Raw genomic sequence first — 19906 nt, 5'->3', positions numbered from 1 at the left:
CACCATGAGCAGCATCACGATTTATCACAACCCAGCATGCGGCACATCCCGCAATGTGCTGGCCATGATACGAAACAGTGGTGAAGAGCCGAGCGTCATCGAGTATCTGAAAACGCCGCCCGACCACGCCACCCTGACAGCGCTGATCGCCCAGATGGACGTTCCCGTGCGCGCGGTGCTGCGCGAGAAAGGCACGCCCTATACGGAACTCGGTCTGGATGACCCGAAGTGGACAGATGAGCAACTGATCGACTTCATGCTCCAGCACCCTGTCCTCATCAACCGGCCTATCGTAGCCACGCCATTGGGCACGCGCCTGTGCCGTCCGTCGGAAGCTGTGCTGGACATTCTTCCCCAGCCGCAGCGCGGCGCATTCAACAAGGAAGACGGCGAAGTGGTCGTAAACGCGGAGGGACGCCGTGTCTGAATCCCTTCCTGATCTGCCCAATATCGACGCCTCACGGTTCCAGCAAGCTGACGTCCAGCGGCTGCTGGCTGCTGAGCGCGCTACGCACGCACCGCGTTTTCTGCTGCTTTACGGCTCGCTTCGCGAGCGCTCTTACAGCCGACTGGCCGCGGAAGAAGCGGCGCGCATTCTGCGTGCCCTCGGCGGCGAAACACGGATGTTCGACCCTTCGGGTCTGCCCCTGGTGGATGATGCGCCGGTCGATCACCCCAAGGTCAAGGAACTGCATGAATTAGTGCAGTGGGCCGAAGGCACGGTATGGAGTTCACCTGAACGTCATGGCGCAATGACGGGCCTGATGAAAACCCAGATCGACTGGATTCCACTCTCGGTCGGCGCCGTACGCCCGACCCAGGGCAAGACTCTGGCGGTGATGCAGGTATCAGGAGGCTCGCAATCCTTCAACGCGGTCAACCAGATGCGCGTGTTGGGACGCTGGATGCGCATGCTGACCATCCCGAACCAGTCGTCGATCGCAAAAGCCTATCAGGAGTTCGATGACGTCGGACGCATGAGACCCTCGGCCTACTATGACCGCATGGTGGACGTAATGGAAGAACTGATGAAGTTCACGCTGCTCACACGCGACCTGGCGCCGTATCTGGTGGACCGCTACAGCGAACGCAAGGAAAGTGCGCAAGCGCTGACCAGGCGGGTCCACCAAAAAAGCCTTTAAGCCGAAGACATGGATCCAAACCGCGCCTGAACCACTACCATGCCAGATACCGGCTCAATCCGACGCGGCGTGCTGATCGACTTGACATCTCTCTCGACTCGAAACGCTGGACGAAGACCCGCGCAGCCTCATAGTCGCCGCCTCCTTTATCCATCCCATGACAGTTTTCTTGCACCTGGGTCGGCCCCAACGAGCCAGTACGCAGAAATCAAGCAGACGGCTAGCGGACGACTCGAAGAAACGCGCAGATCAAGCTCGCCTGGTCGCGCGGCAAATTTTTAGCATGAGCACCAGAGCGTGTGTTCAGAAAGCATGTTCAGTCAGCCCATTTAATGCTCTAGTTAAGCCGGCCTCATTGCATTTCATCACCGTGGCTCCAAGCTCGCTCCAGACCTCGCCGCTGCGGCCAAGCACCCTTCGGCAGCAACCGCGTCCGCATGCTCTCGATTTTCCTGCCTGGAGCGCGCCGCGACGAAAGCCAGGCTGGGAAGGCTACGTTTGCTCACCGGATTCAGGAAACATTCAGCTATCTTTCAGGTATGCTTTTGGACTTGTCCGATTTCCCTGATTCTTCCCGTGAAAAAGTCGTCTTTCCAAGCCGCCTCCTGCCCCTGCGGCAGCGGCGCGGCCTATGAATCCTGCTGCGGCCGATGGCATGCGGGCGAGCGGCGCCTGCTGGCGCCCGATGCCGCGGCGCTGATGCGCTCGCGTTACAGCGCTTTCGTGCGGGACGAGCTGGACTATCTGCTGGCCACCTGGCACTCCTCCACCCGACCTGCCGCGCTGGAGCCCAACCCTCCCGGGCTGCAATGGCTGGGACTGCAGGTGCGTCGCCACGAGCAGATCGATGCCGACCACGCCATCGTGGAATTCGTGGCGCGCAGCCGGCTGAACGGGCGCGCCAGCCGCCTGCACGAAACCAGCCGCTTCGTGCGCGAGGACGGGCGCTGGTTCTACATAGAGGGGGATTTCCATGACTGAGCCGCTGGATGGCCTGCGCATCGAACAGGCGCCTGGCGAAGACCTGCCCATGGAGCTCCTGCTGGAGGCCGATCCCAACCCGTCGCTGGTGCAGGACTATCTGCGCACCGGCACGGCCTGGCGGGTGACTGACGGCCGGCAGACGCTGGCCGCCGCCGTGCTCCAGCCCCTGTCTGGGCAGGCCTGGGAACTGATGAACATCGCCGTGCGCCCGGAACGTCAAGGCCAGGGCCTGGGCGCCCGCCTGCTGCAGGCCGTGATCGCCCATGCGCGCGCCCAAGGAGCGCGGCGGCTGGACGTGGGCACCGGCGCCTTCGGCTATCCGCTGACTTTCTATCAGCGCGCGGGCTTTCGCGTCGTAGCCGTGGAGCGCGATTACTTCCTGCGGCATTACCGGCAGCCGCTGTTCGAGGACGGCATCCAGCACAAGGACAGGCTGATGCTGAGCCTGTCCCTGCCCTGACGCTCCCTGCCCCCTGCCCTTACTCGGACCTTTCATGTTGAGCACGCTGACCAACTTCGCCGACCAGGCCACGCAACTGATCTCCGCCAACCCCCAATGGGTGGCGCCCGCCGTGTTCGCCCTGTGTCTGGTCGAGTCCCTGCCCTTTCTGGCCCTGCTGGTGCCCGGCACCGCCATACTGCTGTCCGTGGGCGCGCTGGTGGGCGCGGGCGAGATGGAGCTGCTGCCCGTGTGGCTGGCGGTGTCTCTGGGCGCGGGCCTGGGCAGCTGGATTTCCTTCTGGCTTGGACAGCGCTATGGGGGTAATCTGTTTCATTTCGAATGGGCCCGCAAGCGCCTTCACCTGTACGCCAGGGCGCAGGCTTTTTTTTCCCGCTGGGGCTGGTTCAGCATCGTGGCCTGCCGCTTCATCGGCCCGCTGCGCGCCACCGTGCCCCTGATCGCCGGCACCTGCGGCATGTCGCCGCTGGCCTTCCATGTCTCGGCCTGGGCCTCGGCCTGCCTGTGGGCCAGCGTGCTGCTGCTGCCGGGCTGGCTCAGCTTCCAGAATTTCTGACTTCGCCATGACGCCTCTTGCCGCCAGCTACCTGACCCTCTTCATCGCCATCGTCTGCGAGATCATCGCCACCAGCCTGCTGCAGCAATCGCAGCAGTTCACGCGCCTGATGCCCAGCCTGCTGACCGTGCTGTTCTACGCCGGCGCCTTCTACTTCCTGTCGCTCAGCCTGCGCACCATGTCCGTGGGCGTGGCCTACGCCATCTGGAGCGGCGTGGGCATCGTGCTGATCTCCCTGATAGGCTGGTTCCTGTTCAAGCAGAAGCTGGACCTGCCCGCCATGATAGGCATAGGCTTCATCGTGGCCGGCGTGCTGATCGTGAACCTCTTTTCCAAGACGGTCGCTCACTGAACGCGGCCCGACTCGAGACCCGAACCATGATAGCCCTGATTCAACGCGTGCGCCGCGCCCAGGTGGACATCCAGGAACAGACCGTGGCGCGCATCGACGCAGGCCTGCTGGTGCTGGTCTGCGCGGAACACGGCGATACCGCCGTCCAGGCCGAGCGCCTGCTGGACAAGCTGCTTGCGCTGCGCATCTTCAGCGACGCCGACGGAAAAATGAACCTGAACCTGTTGCAGACCGGCGGCCAATTGCTGCTCGTCAGCCAGTTCACCCTGGCGGCGGACACGCGCAAGGGCAACCGCCCCGGCTTCAGCCGCGCCGCGCCGCCGGCCGTGAGCCAGCCGCTGTTCGACGAACTGGTGGCGCGGGCGCGCCAGCGCCTGCCGGATACGCAATGCGGCCTGTTCGGCGCCGACATGCAGATGAGCCTGATCAATGACGGCCCTGTCACCATTCCCCTGCACATCCCGCCCGATGGCGTTGCAAGCTGACATTTGCCTTAAAAAATAAGGCTCCCTATAATGCCGGCTGGGTGTCTTTGCGGCATGGTGCCGCAAAACAGGTTAAATACAAGCGCAGGTCGGGCCGCCTCGCGGAGACTTGCCGACCATGTCCCCTGTCACCCCCGGGGCGCCGCTGCCGCGCGCCCACATGTTCACCCGCCGCCTGCAGCAACAGCTGCAACGCCTGCTGCACATCGAGGCGCTCGCGGGCGTGGCCCTGCTGCTGGCCGCCGCCCTGGCCCTGATCTGGGCCAATTCCTCCCATGCCGACAGCTACCACGCTCTCTGGCACACCCAGGTCACCCTCGAACTGGGCTCCTGGCGCTTCTCCCAGGACCTGCATTTCTGGGTCAACGACATTCTGATGACGCTGTTCTTCCTGGTGGTGGGCATGGAGATCCGCCGCGAGATCCATGACGGCGCCCTGTCGGACTGGCGCTCGGCCATGCTGCCGGTCTGCGCGGCCCTGAGCGCCATCACCCTGCCCGCCTTGATCTATGCCGCCCTGAACCGCGAACCCATGGTGCTGATGGGCTGGGCCATCCCGACCGCCACCGACATCGCCTTCGCCGTGGGCGTGCTGGCGCTGCTGGGACGTTCGCTGCCCGGCAGCCTGCGGGTATTCCTGCTGGCGCTGGCCATCATCGACGACCTGGTCGCCATCCTGATCATCGCGTTTTTCTATTCGGGCGGCCTGGACTACGACGCCTTCCTGATCGCCGCGCTGGGGGTGGCCGCCGTGCTGGGCCTGCAGAAAATGGGCATAGGCTCGGCCTGGGCTTACGTGCTGCCCGGCGCCGTGCTCTGGTTCGGCCTGCTCAAGACCGGCGCGCACCCCACCCTGGCCGGCGTGGTCCTGGGCATGATGAGCCCGGTGCGCGCCCTGCCGCTGCCGCGCAAGGCCCGCCACCTGAACCTGGAGCTGGCCCAGAAGCTGGAGCGCCAGCAGGATGCCCACGAGGTGCTGCATACCCTGCGCGACATGCAGCTCGCGCAGCGCGAGATGCTGGCGCCCGTGGACCGCATCCCCGCGCTGCTGCATCCCTGGGTCGCCTTCGTCATCATGCCCGTCTTCGCACTGGCCAACGCCGGCGTCAGCCTGGGCGGGCTGGACCTGCAGGCGCCCGGCGCGCAAAGCGCCCTGCTGGGCGTGGCGATCGCGCTGATCGTCGGCAAGCCGCTGGGCGTGCTGCTGGGCACCTGGCTGCCGGTGCGCCTGGGCCTGTGTTCCCTGCCTCCCGGCATGGACTGGAAAGGCGTCACGCTGATCGGCCTGCTGGCGGGGATAGGCTTCACCATGTCCATCTTCGTGGCCAATCTGGCCTTCGATCAGGCCGGGCTGCTGGACGCCGCCAAGCTGGGCGTGCTGTGCGGCTCGCTGGTGTCCGCGCTGCTGGGCCTGGCCTGGGGCCTGGCGCTGCAGCGCCGCTACCGCCGCCAAGCGGCTCTGGCGGCGGCCTAGCAAAGCCCGACAATGGTATGCTGGACGACCCGCAGGCGCGCCTGCCCGTCCAGCCAGGACCACCGCATGACCGAATTCAATATTTCCAGCACCGCGCCGGACTGGCGCGGCCAGGCCCTGTCCAACTTCGTACTCTCGCCCTTCGTGCTGGACGGCAAACTGCTGGCCTCCGTCGAGGGCTTCATCCAGGGCATCAAGTTCGCGCCCCACGACGCGCGCCGCGCCGCTATTTTCGAGACCTTCGGCATGCAGGCCAAGCAAGCCGGCGCCCAGGCCGAGCGCCGCGTGGTCTGGTGGCAGGATCAGGAGCTGGCCTACGGCAGCGCCGCGCACCACGCGCTGATAGGCCGCGCCATCCGCGCGCGCATCCTGCAAAGCGAAGGCCTGGCGGCGGCGCTGGCCAGCACCCGGGGCCACGCCCTGGTGCATCTGACGCCCGAACCCGAATCGCCCGCGACCTCGCTCCCCGCCACGGTGTTTTGCGCCATCCTCACGCAATTGCGCGAGGAAATCCTGGCGGGCCCGTCCGCCTAGTCGATCACCAGCACGCGCTCGTTCAGCACGCGGCGGCAGTCCATCTCGTACTCCAGACCCACCACGGGCGGGCGGGCCAGGTGCCAGCCCAGGCCGTTGCGGATGGCGCCGCGCCGTGCCAGTTCGCTGGCCATGAAGGCATGCACATCGTGCACGGTGTAGGCATGGGTCGCCGTGGCGTCGGCCCACTCGAAGCCCAGCACCTTCATGCGACGCTCCATCTCATCCAGCACCCAGCGGGCTTTCTGCAGCATGCCTTCGGGCGACACGTCCTGGTAGGCCACGACCACATCCTTGTAGTCGCCGGGCGTCTCGGGAGCTTCGCAACTGCCCGCGATCACAAAGGTGGACTCCTCGATGTCGGTGTCCACCGTGTAGCTGAAGGCGTAGAAGCTGGGCCCGGCCGGCGCATCCACCAGGGGCGAGACATTGCTGCGCGCCACGGGATTGTGCTTGCCCTTGATCAGGCCCCAGTCGGTCAGGGTCTGGACATAGCTTTCGTTGAAGCTGTTGAAGCCGCTGTCGCTGACCGGTTCGGGCGAGCGCAGCTCGCAGGCGCACAAGGCGGTCAGGGGGCGTTCCTCGGCCTCCAGCACGGCCTGGATGAGGTCGAACCCTTCCTTCACGGGCACGGGCTCGGAAAACACCACGCGGCAGATCTCGTAGCCGGACTGGGCGGCCACGCCGGCCGAATAGCGGTTCACGCCCGTGGGGACGAAACGGTAGTTGCCCTTGTCAAATACCACTGCATTGCTCATTGTCGTTCCTGGTCTTGCGGCGGGCACCCTGCCCTGCCTGAATGAAGATCGCGCTCCGCCAGCGCGGCGCGAAAGCGGGCACTATAGCACCGTCCGCGCGCAAAAAAGCCCGCAGGCCTGGCCTGCGGGCCCCGGGCGGCGCGAAAAAGCTCCTACTTGAGGATGGCGATCGCCTTGACGTCGATCTCGGACTTGCCCATCAGGCTCTTGTCCATCTCGCCGCTGATCTCGACCGGCGTGTTCTCATCCACCGGCACCTTGGGAAAGATCTTGTCGTCGATCTCGACCTGGACCTCGCCGGTTTCATCAGCAAAGATGTACTTTTCATCCGACACCTTGCGCACCAGCTTGCCCCGCAGCGCCACCTGATCGTCATCCTTGGCATTCTTGAGCACCTGGTCCACGGAGGTCAGGGACTTGTGCTCGGACGGACCCACGTACTGGGCCTGGGCCACAGTCATCATGGCGCCGCCCAGTGCCAGGGCGGCGGCCAGCATCGTCAAGCGAGAGTTCTTCATGCTGCGCTCCTGTTGTAAGAAACAGAATTCATCCTAGCATCAAAGACGCATCGGCCTGCCTTCCTTCGCAGTTGGTTACAATGAGGCCCGTCGGCGACCGCCCTGGCGCGGCCGACTCCGCCTCGAGCCTCAGCATGCCCAACGGAGTTCTCCATGCCCTCTTCCCCAGCGACCTCGCTGCTTGATCTGCAGGCCCATCCGGCCGACCTCGTCCAGACGCTCAATCTGCTGGAACGCCGGCAGGCCGTCGCCTCCGTGCGCGACTTCGACGACCAACGCCTGCACACCCTGCTGGAGCGGCCCGAGCTGCGCTGGGCCAGCGATGTGCTGATGGACGCCGCGCGACAGCAACGCTGGCGCATGCTGGAAATCCTGGCCGAAGACCGTCTGGCCGACCTGCTCCAGGACCTGGAACCCGCCGAGCGCGAGCGCATCCTGGGCCATCTGTCCCAACCCACGCGCACCTCCGTGATGCGGCTGATGCACTACCCGGCCGACACGGCCGGCGGCATCATGACCACCGAGTTCCTCCAGGTGCCCCTGGACTGGAGCGTCACACGCACCCTGCAGCACATTCGCGAAGTGGAAAGCACGCGCGAGACCGTGTATGCCATCTACGTGGTCAATCCCTTCAAGCAGCTGCAGTTCGTGGTCCCGCTGCGCAAGCTGGTCTGCGCCGATCCGCAGGCTCCTCTGACGGACCTGTGGCGCGGGGAGACGCCGGTCACCGTGCAGGCCTACACGGACAAGGAGGCCGTCGCGCAGATCATCCGCCGCCACGACTTCCTCGCCGTGCCCGTGGTCGACGAGGAAAACGTCATCATCGGCATCGTCACGGTGGACGACGTGATCGACGCCCTGATGGACGAGGCGGCCGAGGACATGAACCGCTTCGGCGGCGCCGAGCACATCGGCAAGCCCTACCTGCAGGCCGGCTTCTGGACCATGATACGCAAGCGCGGCGGCTGGCTGGCCGCCCTGTTCCTGGGCGAGATGCTGACTGCCAGCGCCATGCAGCACTACGAATTCCAGCTGGAGAAAGCCGTGGTGCTGGCCATGTTCATTCCGCTCATCATGAGTTCGGGCGGCAACTCCGGCTCACAGGCCACCTCCCTGCTGATCCGCGGGCTGGCGCTGGGCGACGTACGCCTGGCGGACTGGTGGCGCGTGCTGCTGCGCGAACTGCCGGCCGGCCTGGTGCTGGGCACCCTGCTGGGCGCCGTGGGCTTCGTGCGCATCGAACTCTGGCAGCATCTGGGCCTGTACGACTACGGCGAACACTCCCTGCTGATCGCCTTCACCATCTGGCTGGCTCTTGTGGGCATCGTCACCTTCGGATCGTGCATAGGCTCCATGCTGCCCTTCCTGCTGCAGCGCGTCGGCTTCGATCCGGCCAGCGCGTCCGCGCCGCTGGTGGCCACGCTGGTCGACGTGCTGGGCCTGGTCATCTATTTCTCGGTGGCCGCCCTGCTGCTGACCGGCACGCTGCTGTAGCAAGAACGGGCTCCTTCCACCGTCAGAAAAAAGCCACTACAGTCACGTAGATTTTCAGTAACATATCCTCGCAGTTACATACGTCCGATACGCCGCCGACGCGGCTTTACCTGCGCCCCCCCGCCGCCGGCGGCGGTGGAGCCCGACACCAAGAACAACTCACGGCCCAGCCAGGCCCCACGGACCCATGCAGATTCTCGACCAGTTCTTCATCAGCGCCGACCAGACGGCCCCCTTCCTGATCGGCACATACAACAGCGGGCTGGTCGTCCTGTCCTTGCTGGTCGCCATCTTTTCCTCCGGCATGGCGCTGCAGACCGCGCACATCGCCCGCATGGCAGACCTGCGCCTGTACCGCCAGGTCGCCATCGGCACCGGCGCCATCGCACTGGGCGGCGGCATCTGGACCATGCACTTCATCGGCATGCTGGCCTTCGAGCTGTGCACCTCCATCCATTACGACCCGGCCATGACCATCCTGTCCGTGGTCCCCAGCGTCGCCGCCTCCTGGGTGGCCCTGCAGATCCTCTCCCAGGCCAGGGTGCAGCGTTCACACCTGGTCCTGGGCGGCGTGCTGGTGGGCCTGGGCATCGGCGCCATGCACTACAGCGGCATGGCCGCCATGCGCATGGCGCCCGCCTTGCGCTACGAGCCGGTCACCTTCCTGGTATCCATCCTGGTGGCCGTGGCGCTGGCCATCCTGGCGCTGTGGATACGCTTTCGCCTGCACCGCACGGGCCTGACGCTGCTGCAGCGCATCGTCATCAGCGGCGTCGTGATGGGCCTGGCCATCTCGGGCATGCACTACACCGGCATGGCGGCCGCGCGCTTCATCGGCGACGCCTCCCAGCCGGACAGCATGATCATGTTCAACAGCACCTTCGCCTCGCTGGCGCTGTCCACCTTCACCATCACCGTGACGGTGCTGGTCACGGCCGCCAACGGCCTGCTGCGCTATCGCCAGCTCTTCCTGAAGATGGAGGAGAGCGAATCACGCATCCGCGCCATCGTGGACACGGCGGTGGACGGCATCATCACCATAGACAGCAAGGGCACCATCCAGGACTTCAATACCTCGGCCGAACGGCTTTTCGGCTGGAAAGCGGGCGAAGTGCTGGGGCGCAACATCAATATCCTGATGCCCGAGCCGGACCGCTCGCGCCATGACGGCTACCTGGCCAACTATCTGCGCACCGGCGATCCCAAGATCATCGGCGTGGGCCGCGACGTGACCGGTCTGCGCAAGGACGGCAGCCTGATGCCCATGCGGCTGGCCGTGGGCAAGGTGCTCCAGCCGGGCGAGCCGCTGTTCGTGGGCTTTGTCTCCGACATGAGCGACTACAAGGCCATGGCCATGTCGCTGCGCGAGACGGCCGAGCGCGCCGAGCAGGCGGCCCAGGCCAAGACCGCCTTCCTGGCCAACATGAGCCATGAGATCCGCACGCCGCTGAACGCCATCATCGGCTTTACCGAACTGCTGCTGCGCGGCCAGCTCAACCCCCAGCAGAACAAGCACCTGTCCATCGTGCGCAACTCCGCCCGCTCGCTGCTGAGCCTGCTCAACGACATTCTGGACACCACCAAGCTGGAACGGGGCTCGGTCGAGCTGGAGAAGATCGACTTCTCGCTGAAGGATCTGTGCAGCCAGGTCGTGGCCTCGCTGCGGCTGGCGGCCGAGGCCAAGCACCTGGAGCTGCGCCTGAATTACGCGCCCGAACTGCAGGACCACTACCGGGGCGATCCGCTGCGCATCCAGCAAGTGCTGAACAACCTGATCGGCAATGCCGTCAAGTTCACCGAGAGCGGCTCGGTGCGGGTCGATGTGGAAAGCGGGCGCAACAGCGTGGTGATGCGCGTCAGCGACACCGGCATCGGCATGACGCCCGAGCAGCTGCGCCATGTCTTCGCCCCCTTCGCACAGGCCGACGTGTCCATCAGCCGCCGCTTTGGCGGAACCGGCCTGGGCGTGACCATCTCCCGCCAGCTGGTCGAGCTGATGGGGGGCGAGCTGGACGTGCGCAGCACGCCGGGCCAGGGCAGCGTATTCCAGGTGACCGTGCCGCTGGAGTCCGGCGCAGCGCCAGCCGAAATGCCCGACGACGGGAAGATGCCCCACCTGCCGCCCTTGCGCGTCCTGGTGGCCGATGACGTCGCCCTGAACCAGGAACTGCTGACCCTGGCCCTGGAGCAGCACAGCCATGCCGTGGTGGTGGCCGGCAACGGCCATGAGGCCCTGGAGCGCTTGCAGGACGAGCATTTCGACCTGGCCCTGATGGATGTGCACATGCCCGACATGGACGGGCTGGAGACCGCGCGCCGCTGGCGCGAGCAAGAACGCCGCGAAGGCCGCAAGCCCCTGCCGCTGATCGCCCTGACCGCCAGCGTCATGGAGTCGGACCGCCGCGCCGCCCGCGAGGCCGGCATGAACGGCTTCGCCACCAAGCCCCTGGATCTGTCGCGCCTGTTCCAGGAAATCGCCCTGGTCCTGGGGCTGGATCCTTCCCAGCCCGACAAGCAGGTCCCGCGGCCGGCCGATCCGCAGCTGATAGACTGGGACGCGGGCGTGCGCCTGTGGGGATCGCACGAGCGCCTGCGGCGCGCCATCCTGAGCTTCCTGTCCGATCTGGCCACCCGCTATCCCTTGAGCGAGGCCAGCCATGAGCAGCCCAACTGGGAAATCATGCTCAGCAGTCTGCACGGCATCCGCGGCACGGCCGCCAACCTGGGGCTGACGCCGGTCGCCAAGCTGGCCGGCGAACTGGAGGACAAGATCCGCCGCGGCGAGACCCGCCATACGCGCGACCGCATCTACCGCCTGCAGGACCTGCTCAACAGCGTGGCCATGGAACTGAACCAGGACAGCCGCCCCGCCACCGCGTCCGAACAGCCCGGCGCCGCCGCCCTGCAACCGGCCCAGGCGCTGGCGCACATGCGCCGGCTGCAGGACAGCGTCAGCCGCAGCGAACTGGACGAAGAGGCCTTTCAGGCCGTCTGCCGCCATCTGGAAGGCCAGGGCCAGATCACCACCTTGTCCAGCCTGAACAAAGCCATCGACGCCTTCGACTTTGAACAGGCCAATTCCATACTCGCGGGCCTGATCGCCGAGCTGAACGCGTCCCTGGCCGCCGATAAAACGCGACATGAATAATTTCACCGTGTCTCGCCCCACCCTGCTGCTGGTCGACGATGAACCCGCCAACCTGCAGATCCTGCGCCACACCCTGCAGAACGACTACCGGCTGCTCTTTGCCAAGGACGGCGCCAAGGCGCTGGAGCTGGCCCAGCGCGACCTGCCCGAGCTGATCCTGCTGGACATCATGATGCCCAAGCTCTCGGGCTACGATGTCTGCCGCGAACTCAAGGCCAATCCGCTGACCCAGGGCATCCCCGTCATTTTCGTCACGGCCCTGGCGCAGGCGCAGGACGAGCAACTGGGTTTTGACCTGGGCGCGGTGGACTACGTCGCCAAGCCCTTCAATCCGTCCATATTGCGTGCGCGCATCCGCAACCACCTGTCCCTGGTGCAGATGCGGGAGCTGCGCGAGAGCCGCCTGCAGATCGTGCGCTGCCTGGGGGTGGCGGCCGAGTACAAGGACAATGAAACGGGCCGGCATGTAATCCGCATGAGCCACTACGCCCGCATCCTGGCGCGCTGGGCGGGCTATTCGGACGAAGCCGCCGATGAGCTGCTGCACGCCGCGCCCATGCACGACATCGGCAAGATCGGCATTCCCGACGCCATCCTGCAGAAACCCGGCAAGCTGGACGCCGCCGAGTGGGACATCATGCGCACGCACACCCTGATCGGCGCACGCATCATCGGTCATCATTCGCACGGCCTGCTCAAGTTGGCGCGCTCCATCGCCCTGTACCATCACGAGAAGTGGGACGGCAGCGGCTACCCATATGGCCTGAAAGGCGAGGACATCCCGCTGCCGGCGCGCATCATCGCCATCGCCGACGTGTTCGACGCCCTCACCAGCGAGCGGCCCTACAAGCGCGCCTGGAGCATGGAGGACGCCGTCGCCCACATCCGGGAACAGGCCGGCAGGCATTTCGATCCCGCCCTGGTCGCGCTGCTGGACAAGTGCCTGCCCGAAATGCTGGACATCAAGCAGAAATGGGCTGACGAAACGGAAGAGTCCACGGTCTAGCCGGCGCGGCGCTGCAGCCGCAGGGCCGCGAGCATCAGGCCCAGGCTGGCCGCCATCGCCACGCAGGCCATGGCCATGCCCTGGCCGATGGAGCCCTGCTCGAACTGACGCCAGATATAGATGGACACCGTGCTGACGCCGGCCGGCGCCAGCAGCAGCGAAGTCACCAGCTCTCGGGAGGAGACGGCGAACACCATCAGCATCGCCGCCAGCACGCTGGGCCAGATCTGCGGCAGCGTGATGCGCCAGAAGGCCTGCACGCCGCTGGCGCCATGGACCCGGGCGGCCGCCGCCAGCGAAGGAGACATCTGGCGCAGCGCCGCGCCCGCATAGCGCACCGGATAGGGCAGCAGCAGGCAGGAATAGGACAAGACCAGGATGAAGAGGGTGCCATAGGGCGTCAGGGGCCAGAAGGCCTGGTTCCAGGCCAGGATCAGTCCCACCCCCACCACGATGCCGGGAATGGCCGCAGGCATCAGCGACAGCCCGTCCAGAAAACCCGCCAGGCGGGTGCGCGCGTCCTGTGCATGGCAGGCCGCCGCCACGCCCAGCAAGGCGGTCAGGCAGGCCGTGGCCAATGCCAGACCCATGCTGGAACCCAGGGACTGGAGCGCGCCGTCGCCCCCCTGCAACAAGGTCCGGAAATGATCCAGACCCAGATTGCCCCAGGCCACGCCGCCCGACACCGTGCGGCTCAGGGCGCCCAGAAGCAAGGCCGCCAGGGGCACGCCCACCGCCGACAAGGCCGTCAACGCGAAGACGAGCAGCACGGGCCAGCGCCACAAGCCCAGGCTCGCCGGCGCGCTGGCCACGGGGCGGCCGAGCTGGGTTTCAAATTGACGCCCCGCCAGCATGGCGCGCTGCACCGCGTAGACCGTCAGGGCCAGCAGCATCAGGATCAGGGACAACATGGCGGCTCCCGACAGATCCACGGGCCAATCCGACAGGCGGCGCTCGATGGCCACGGTCAACACGCTGAGCCCGGCCTGGGTTCCCAGCGCCGCCGGCACGCCATATTCCTCGATGGACAAGGTGAAAGCCAGCAGCAGGCTGGCCAGAATGGCGGGCAAGGCCAGCGGCAGGATGACGCGGGCGAACGCCTGAGCGGGCGAGGCGCCGCACACCCTGGCGACCCGTCCCAGGTAGCGGCCGCCGCCGGCCATGCTGCGCGATACGGCGAAATACACGACCGGGAAGGTATTCAGGCTCATCACCAGCGCCACGCCCCAGGGCGTGAACAGCCAGGCCGAGCCGTCCCAGCCCAGGACCTGGTGCACATAGCCCCGGCTCTGCAGCGCCAGCGTCCAGGACAGCGCGCAGATATAGGGTGGCAGAAGAAACGGGATCAGGAAAAGCAGGTCCCACAATCTGGCTCCGGGCAACGCGAACAGCGCTCGCGCCGCGCCCAGCGGGATGCCGATGGCGGCGCTGATCGCCGCGACCGTCAAGCCCAGCGCCAGGGTGTCGCCGGCCAGTCCCCAGACCTGCGGCTGGGCCAATTGGCGCGCCAGCCCTTGGAAAGCTTGTGTGAACGAGCCCTGGTGCCACTGCGGGAACACCGCCTGCAGCACGATCATGGCCACAGGCAGCCCGACCAGCAGCAACAGCGCGCCCGCGGTGGCGGACGAACCCCATCGTTGTCGAATCATCATCATGGCGAGACGGCACGGCCGTGCGGGCCGCGCCCTATTCGGTCAGTAGCGGTTGAACAGTTGGTTGAAGCGCTGCAGCAGCTCCTGGCGCTCGCTGGCGCCGGCCTGCACGTCCAGGATGCGGATGTCGGCCAGCAGGGGCCGCTGCGCCGCCACGCCGGTGCGCGCGGGCATGAGCCAGGCCTGGCCCACGGCCTGCTGCGCCGGGACCGAGAGAAGGAAGCGGACGAAACGCTGGGCCAGCTCGGGCTGCCGGCTGGATTTCATCACCATGATGGGCCGCGGCGCGATCACCGTGCCCGACTGCGGAAAGATGACCTGGACGGCTTCGCCTTTGGCCGCCGCCGCGTAACTGACATAATCCACGGCGCCGAACACCACCGCGCGCGCACCCTGCAGCACGGGAGCCAGAGCCTGGGCATTGGGGCCGGAAATCGTCATGCCCTGCTCCTTCAGGCCGGCCAGAAAGACCCAGAACTCCTCGCCCCTGGCGGCCTGCAGGCCCAGCAGCAAGTCCAGCGTGGCCCCCGAAAGCGCCGGGTCCGGCATGGTGACGCGATCGCGGTACTCGGGCCTGAGCAGATCGGCCCAATCCTGCGGGGCCGGCGCGCCCGAGGCCGGGTTCCACACCATGCCCAGCGCGGAGACGCCCTGGGCCACGTAATTGGGCTGCTTCAGGAAGGCGGGCACCTGGCCGTCCGCGTCGCCGGCTTCCAGGGGCGCGAGCAATCCGCGCGCATCCAGTTCGGCGGCGCTGTCCCACGACGCGGAAATCACCACATCGGCGCGCGGATTGGCCGACTCGGCCTCGACGCGCGCCATGACCTTGCCGGTGGTGGCCTGGAACACGTCCACTTTCACGCCCTCGCTGCGTTCGAAATCGGCGGCCAGCTGCTTGATGAGCGTGCCGGGGCCGGCGGAATACACCGTCAGGGTCTGGGCGGACGGGGAGGCGGAAAACATCATGGAACTCGTCAGAAAAGTAAACAAAGCAGTACGCAGCATATCAATGAACCTTGAAGTCGGGATTGGGGGCGATGTCCAGCAGACGACCGGCTTGCAGGCGCGCGATGCGATGCGCCAGTCGGCCGGCCTCCTGGGCATCGTGGGTGACATACACCGCCGTGGTGTTCATCTGGCGCAGCAAGGCGGCGATTTCCCCGCACAGGATCTCGCGCAGCTCGCGGTCCAGGTTGGACAGGGGCTCGTCAAACAGCAACAGGCGCGGCCGGGCCACCAGGGCGCGGGCCAGGGACACGCGCTGCTGCTGTCCGCCGGACAGCTGGAAGGGGCGGCGCGGCCCGAAACCGGCCAGGCCCACGCGCTCCAGCGCCCACTCCACGCGCTCGCGGCGCAGTGCGGGCTCCAGCCCGCGCATGCGCAGCGGAAAGCCCACGTTGTCGGCCACCGACAGGTGCGGCCACAAGGCGTAGTCCTGAAACACCATGCCCAGGTCGCGACGCTCGGGCGGCACGAACACGTGCGGACCGTTGAACTGGCGCGCGCCCAGCCGCACGCTGCCCGAATGCGGCTGGATCAGCCCGGCCAGCACCTTGAGCAGCGTGCTCTTGCCGCAGCCCGACGGTCCCAGCAGCGCCAGCACCTGACCGGCGGGCACCTCCAGGCTGATGCCGTCGAGCACGGGCTGAGCGCCGTAGCGATAAACGATGCGGTCCAGGGAAAGCGGACAGGCCGGCGGAACGTCAGGCGGGCAGGCGGAGTCCGCAGGATGGGCGTGCGCAGGCGCGCGCCGCCGCAGGCGGGAAAGCAATGACATGCAGTAAGCTCCTCTTTGGGATTCAATCAGCCCCTGCAGTCTAGGCAGCGCACATGACAGCCTGATGACCATGCGCTCGGGCGGCCATGGCTTACAATGCAGGCTTTGCCACCACCCCTTCCCCGTCATGGCCGCCCTGCGTATCCGTGAACTGCGACAGCACAAGAAACTCTCCCTGCGCAAGCTGGCCGAACTCGCCCAGGTGTCCCCGGGCCTGATCAGCCAGGTCGAGCGCGGCCTGACCCAGCCCAGCCTGGATACGCTGCGCCAGATCGCGCGCGCCCTGGACACGCCTCTTTTTTCGCTGCTGGAAGACAATCTGGAACGGGTGGCCGTGGTGCGCGAGCACGAGCGCATGACGCTGCATTCGGCCTCGGGCGTGCAGTACCGACGCATCTCTCCCGGTTTCGGCAAGATCGAGATGCTGGAGGGTTTTCTGCCGCCCGGCGGCGCCTCCGTGGGAGAGCGCTGGAGTCACCCGGCCGAAGAATGCGTGGTCGTCACGCAAGGCCGGCTGATGGTGGATGTGGATGGGCACATCCACTGCCTGGAAACGGGCGACAGCTGCTATTTCGACTCCAGCCTGCCGCACGCCTATCGCAATCCTTATGACCAGGACGTGCGCTTCATCGTCGCCATCACCCCGCCCAGTTACTGAGCCCGGCGCCGCCAGCCGCTGTGCAGCTGGGCCTGGATCAGGTCCAGCTCCGTTTCGTGGCAGCGCTGCAGGCGCTGCCAGCGGGCCTCGTCCATGCCCGCCGTGCGCGCGGCCATCATCACCAGCACGCAGGCGCACTCATCGATGGGCTGCACCCAGGCGCTGATGCGCGGGCTGCGCTCGGCGGCGCCGCCCACCCAATAGCGCAGCAGCCCCTGCTCGCGCAGGACCTCCACGCTGACGTGGGTCTGCCCGCCATCGAACAGGGACGTGCCCGCCACCACGCCCTCGCCCGCCGGCCGGGTGTCGAAACACCCCAGCGACCATTGCCCCAGAAGGCTCAGGTCAGCCATGAAATCAAGAACCTCGGCCGCCGGCCGCTCGATGCGACGGCTGGCCTGATGCGCCCAGCTCATTTCCATGTCCGCTCCCTGCATCACCAGCCCGCCTGCAGCGTATCGCACAGACGCAGCACATCGGCCTCCTCGCAGACATTGCCCGGCGACAGGCGCAGCACCGCATCGCGATGATCGCAATACAGCTCCTGCTCGCACAGCGCATCCACCAGCGCCTTGGCGCGCGCCGCGCTGCTCGCCCGCAGCATCACGCTGCCGCCGCGCTCCTGCACGGGCAAGGGCGTGAGCACCGGCCAGCCTTGACGCGCCGCGCGCTCCAGGATCAGGGCCGTGAGCGCCTGGTTCTGTTCCCAGAGGTTCTGCACGCCGGTCTCCAGCACGAAACGCATGCCCGGCAAGGATGCAATGCTGCCCAGCACCGACGGAGTCCCGTGGTCGAAGCGGCGCGCATCGGGCGCGTAACTGAACTGGTCCAGATTCCAGTTGAAGGGATTGTCCTGGCTGAACCAGCCCCGGAACTCCGGTTCGCACTGCTCGATCAGGTCAGGGCGCACATGCAGCAGGCTGGCTCCGGACACCCCGCACACCCACTTGAGCGAGGCCGACAAGGTGAAGGCCACCCCTTCGTGCAGCTGGAACGGCACCAGGCCGGCCGCCTGCGTCAGATCCAGCGCCATCAGGCTGCCGTGTTCACGTGCGCACTGGGCCATCCGGTCCACGTCCACCCGGTGCGACGACGTGGAGCTGACCCAGGTCACCAGCGCCAGCCCGACGCTGTCGTCCCAGGCGCGGATGAAGTCATCGTCGGTCACATAGGACAGACCCTGGCTGAGCGGCACGGTGCGCAGCGTGAAGCCCAGGCGCTGCGCGAGCTTCTGCAGCAGAAAGTGCAGGCTGGGAAAGCAGTCGCCCGCCACCAGCAAGATGCGGCCGCGCAGGACATGGGATGGCAAGGCGCCCAGGATGCTGTACAGCCCGCCGGTGACGTTCTCGCTCAGGGCGATGTCCTGGGCGCGCCCGCCGATCAACTGCGCCCAGCCCTCGATGAAGGCTTGCTTGCGGCCCAGCGCATAGCCCCACTGGCTGTCGTCCAGCGCGGACCAGACTTGCGAGAATTCAGCCAGCTCGGCCTGCATGCGGGCCTGCTTGCCTTCGAACATGCCGATGGAGTGATAGAGAAAATAGCCTGACATTGCTTGTGGTTTCCTTGTGAATCAATCCGCCAGCCTGCGGCCGGACGTTTCCTGTACGCCGGCCAGCGCCGCCACGCCCACCAGCGCGGCCGCCATCACATAGAAGGCGGGCGCCATGCTGGAGCCGGTCAGATTGGTCAGCCAGGAGGCGACGAAGGGAGCGGTGGCGCCGCCCAGGATGGTGGCGATATTGAAGCCCAGCGATACGCCGCTGTAGCGTACGCGTGTGGGGAACAGCTCGGCGTACAGCGGATAGCCCACGGACTGTACGATGATGAAAGGGACAATGGACACGGCCACCGCTGCTGCCGCCACGGCGAAATTGCCCCAGGAAGCCACCCACATGGTCAGCGGCACCAGCACCAGATAGCCCAGCAGCCCCACGGTCAGCAGCGGTTTGCGTCCGAAGCGGTCGGACAGCCCGCCGGCCAGCGGCATCAGGAAGGCGGACACCAGCGTCACCAGCGAAACCAGCCAGAACACGGCCGAGGCGTCGTACTTCAGGGTGCGGGTCAAATGCGTGCTCAGGTAGACCACGCCCACATAGCCGGCGGCATTCTGGGCGAAACCGATGGCGATCACCTGCGCCAGGGGACGGGCGTGCTCGCGCAGGATCACCGACATGGGAGAATGCTCGGGGCGGCGCTCCTTGAGCAGCTCCTGGAAGCGCGGCGAATCCTCGATGCGCGAACGCGCCCACACGCACAGCAGGATCAGCGGCACGGACAGCAGGAACGGAATGCGCCAGGCCCACTCCTGCATGGCCTGCTTGCCGAAGACCGTGCTGACCAGCCCGGCCACGCCGGTGGCCAGCGACAGTCCCAGCGTGGCGGCGGCCGGATTGAAGGCGCCGAAGAAGCCGCGCCGGTTCGGCGGCGAACACTCTGCGACGTAGGTGGCCGCGCCGGTAATCTCGCCGCCGGCGAAAAAACCCTGCAGCAGGCGGCACAACAGCAGCAGCGCCGGTGCCGCCAGCCCCAGGGTGGCGTAGGTGGGCAGCAGGCCCATCAGGGCGCTGGCCACGCCTATGCCCACGATGGTCACCATCAGAGCGGCCGTGCGGCCGTGACGGTCGCCGAACCAGCCGAAGAAGATGCCGCCCAGCGGCCGTGCCAGAAAGGCCCCGCCGAAGACGGCCAGCGTGGAGAGCAAGGCGGCGTTCTCGTTCTCGCCCACGAAGAACAGCATGCTCAGGGTCACGGCCAGCACGCCGTACAACTGGAAATCGTAGTACTCGATCATGGTGCCCAGGCCGGCGGCGCTGGCCGCGCGCCAGGGCGACACGCCCGGGGGCGCGGTGTTTGTCTGCTTGTCCTGCATGTCTCGTCCGTCCTATTGCGCGTGGTGCGCCCCATTTTG

The 19906-nt window shown here is 66.6% G+C and carries 21 protein-coding genes; 13 read left to right on the top strand and 8 right to left on the bottom strand.

The window, feature by feature from the left end:
- The first annotated feature begins 4 nt into the window (after positions 1 to 4).
- The 9 genes from arsC (at position 5) to ACF3ND_RS06525 (ending at position 5987) form a co-directional block, all read left to right on the top strand.
- Positions 5 to 427, top strand: coding sequence for an arsenate reductase (glutaredoxin) (arsC, locus tag ACF3ND_RS06565; protein WP_394065274.1), 423 nt, complete (start codon positions 5 to 7; stop codon positions 425 to 427).
- Positions 420 to 1142 (top strand): arsenical resistance protein ArsH, encoded by a 723-nt coding sequence (arsH, locus tag ACF3ND_RS06560; RefSeq protein WP_394065273.1) that lies wholly within the window; start codon positions 420 to 422, stop codon positions 1140 to 1142. Before arsC ends, arsH begins: the two co-directional genes overlap by 8 nt.
- 576 nt (positions 1143 to 1718) lie before the next feature.
- A complete protein-coding gene (locus ACF3ND_RS06555; RefSeq protein ID WP_394065272.1) occupies positions 1719 to 2123 on the top strand; it encodes a YchJ family protein in 405 nt (134 codons plus the stop codon).
- Positions 2116 to 2586, top strand: a complete 471-nt coding sequence (locus ACF3ND_RS06550) for a GNAT family N-acetyltransferase (protein WP_394065271.1) — start codon at positions 2116 to 2118, stop codon at positions 2584 to 2586. The genes ACF3ND_RS06555 and ACF3ND_RS06550 overlap by 8 nt, the downstream gene beginning before the upstream one ends.
- Before the next feature lie 34 nt (positions 2587 to 2620).
- Positions 2621 to 3142: a DedA family protein gene (locus ACF3ND_RS06545; protein WP_394065270.1), complete on the top strand. Its 522-nt coding sequence runs from the start codon at positions 2621 to 2623 to the stop codon at positions 3140 to 3142.
- A 7-nt stretch (positions 3143 to 3149) separates the two neighbouring features.
- The gene (locus tag ACF3ND_RS06540; RefSeq protein ID WP_394065269.1) at positions 3150 to 3494 is read left to right on the top strand and encodes a DMT family transporter; all 345 of its coding nucleotides are present in this window, start codon (positions 3150 to 3152) and stop codon (positions 3492 to 3494) included.
- 26 nt (positions 3495 to 3520) lie between these two features.
- On the top strand, positions 3521 to 3979 hold the full coding sequence (gene dtd, locus ACF3ND_RS06535; RefSeq protein ID WP_394065268.1) for a D-aminoacyl-tRNA deacylase: 459 nt from the start codon (positions 3521 to 3523) through the stop codon (positions 3977 to 3979).
- Between the two features lie 118 nt (positions 3980 to 4097).
- Positions 4098 to 5453 carry a Na+/H+ antiporter NhaA gene (gene nhaA / locus ACF3ND_RS06530; protein ID WP_394065267.1) on the top strand — a complete coding sequence of 452 codons (1356 nt, stop codon included), beginning with the start codon at positions 4098 to 4100 and terminating at the stop codon, positions 5451 to 5453.
- 66 nt (positions 5454 to 5519) lie between these two features.
- Entirely contained in the window at positions 5520 to 5987 is a 468-nt protein-coding gene (locus ACF3ND_RS06525) for a hypothetical protein (RefSeq protein ID WP_394065266.1), read from the top strand.
- Here ACF3ND_RS06525 and ACF3ND_RS06520 read toward each other — a convergent pair.
- Complete coding sequence (locus ACF3ND_RS06520; RefSeq protein WP_394065265.1) at positions 5984 to 6745, bottom strand: hypothetical protein; 762 nt, start codon at positions 6743 to 6745, stop codon at positions 5984 to 5986. The two genes, ACF3ND_RS06525 and ACF3ND_RS06520, sit on opposite strands and share 4 nt — an antisense overlap.
- Before the next feature lie 152 nt (positions 6746 to 6897).
- Positions 6898 to 7263 (bottom strand): YgiW/YdeI family stress tolerance OB fold protein, encoded by a 366-nt coding sequence (locus ACF3ND_RS06515; protein ID WP_394065264.1) that lies wholly within the window; start codon positions 7261 to 7263, stop codon positions 6898 to 6900.
- A gap of 153 nt (positions 7264 to 7416) precedes the next feature.
- Between ACF3ND_RS06515 and mgtE the strand changes: the two genes are divergently transcribed.
- The 3 genes from mgtE to ACF3ND_RS06500 all read left to right on the top strand — a co-directional run bounded on the left by mgtE (position 7417) and on the right by ACF3ND_RS06500 (position 12911).
- The gene (gene mgtE, locus ACF3ND_RS06510) at positions 7417 to 8757 is read left to right on the top strand and encodes a magnesium transporter (RefSeq protein ID WP_394065263.1); all 1341 of its coding nucleotides are present in this window, start codon (positions 7417 to 7419) and stop codon (positions 8755 to 8757) included.
- A 187-nt stretch (positions 8758 to 8944) separates the two neighbouring features.
- Positions 8945 to 11905 (top strand): MHYT domain-containing protein, encoded by a 2961-nt coding sequence (locus tag ACF3ND_RS06505; RefSeq protein WP_394065262.1) that lies wholly within the window; start codon positions 8945 to 8947, stop codon positions 11903 to 11905.
- Entirely contained in the window at positions 11898 to 12911 is a 1014-nt protein-coding gene (locus ACF3ND_RS06500) for an HD-GYP domain-containing protein (RefSeq protein WP_394065261.1), read from the top strand. Before ACF3ND_RS06505 ends, ACF3ND_RS06500 begins: the two co-directional genes overlap by 8 nt.
- Here the strand turns inward: ACF3ND_RS06500 and ACF3ND_RS06495 are convergent.
- From ACF3ND_RS06495 to ACF3ND_RS06485, 3 genes are read right to left on the bottom strand one after another with little or no spacing between them, the layout of a single operon-like run.
- Positions 12908 to 14566, bottom strand: coding sequence for an ABC transporter permease (locus ACF3ND_RS06495; protein ID WP_394065260.1), 1659 nt, complete (start codon positions 14564 to 14566; stop codon positions 12908 to 12910). The genes ACF3ND_RS06500 and ACF3ND_RS06495 overlap by 4 nt on opposite strands.
- 39 nt (positions 14567 to 14605) lie before the next feature.
- A complete protein-coding gene (locus tag ACF3ND_RS06490) occupies positions 14606 to 15529 on the bottom strand; it encodes an ABC transporter substrate-binding protein (RefSeq protein ID WP_394065259.1) in 924 nt (307 codons plus the stop codon).
- A 40-nt stretch (positions 15530 to 15569) separates the two neighbouring features.
- Entirely contained in the window at positions 15570 to 16340 is a 771-nt protein-coding gene (locus ACF3ND_RS06485) for an ABC transporter ATP-binding protein (protein WP_394065258.1), read from the bottom strand.
- Positions 16341 to 16404: 64 nt separating this feature from the next.
- On the opposite strand from ACF3ND_RS06485, the gene ACF3ND_RS06480 reads away from it, so the two are divergent.
- On the top strand, positions 16405 to 16998 hold the full coding sequence (locus ACF3ND_RS06480) for a helix-turn-helix domain-containing protein (RefSeq protein WP_394065257.1): 594 nt from the start codon (positions 16405 to 16407) through the stop codon (positions 16996 to 16998).
- Here the strand turns inward: ACF3ND_RS06480 and ACF3ND_RS06475 are convergent.
- From ACF3ND_RS06475 to ACF3ND_RS06465, 3 genes are read right to left on the bottom strand one after another with little or no spacing between them, the layout of a single operon-like run.
- On the bottom strand, positions 16992 to 17420 hold the full coding sequence (locus ACF3ND_RS06475) for a hypothetical protein (RefSeq protein ID WP_394065256.1): 429 nt from the start codon (positions 17418 to 17420) through the stop codon (positions 16992 to 16994). The two genes, ACF3ND_RS06480 and ACF3ND_RS06475, sit on opposite strands and share 7 nt — an antisense overlap.
- Before the next feature lie 14 nt (positions 17421 to 17434).
- The gene (locus ACF3ND_RS06470) at positions 17435 to 18547 is read right to left on the bottom strand and encodes an aminotransferase class V-fold PLP-dependent enzyme (RefSeq protein WP_394065255.1); all 1113 of its coding nucleotides are present in this window, start codon (positions 18545 to 18547) and stop codon (positions 17435 to 17437) included.
- Positions 18548 to 18568: 21 nt separating this feature from the next.
- On the bottom strand, positions 18569 to 19867 hold the full coding sequence (locus ACF3ND_RS06465) for an MFS transporter (protein WP_394065254.1): 1299 nt from the start codon (positions 19865 to 19867) through the stop codon (positions 18569 to 18571).
- Between the last annotated feature and the right edge of the window lie 39 nt (positions 19868 to 19906).

The organism is Alcaligenes sp. WGS1538 (assembly GCF_043187505.1).
In the GTDB taxonomy this organism is placed as follows: domain Bacteria; phylum Pseudomonadota; class Gammaproteobacteria; order Burkholderiales; family Burkholderiaceae_B; genus Alcaligenes.
This window is presented reverse-complemented; position numbering and strand designations above follow the sequence as displayed.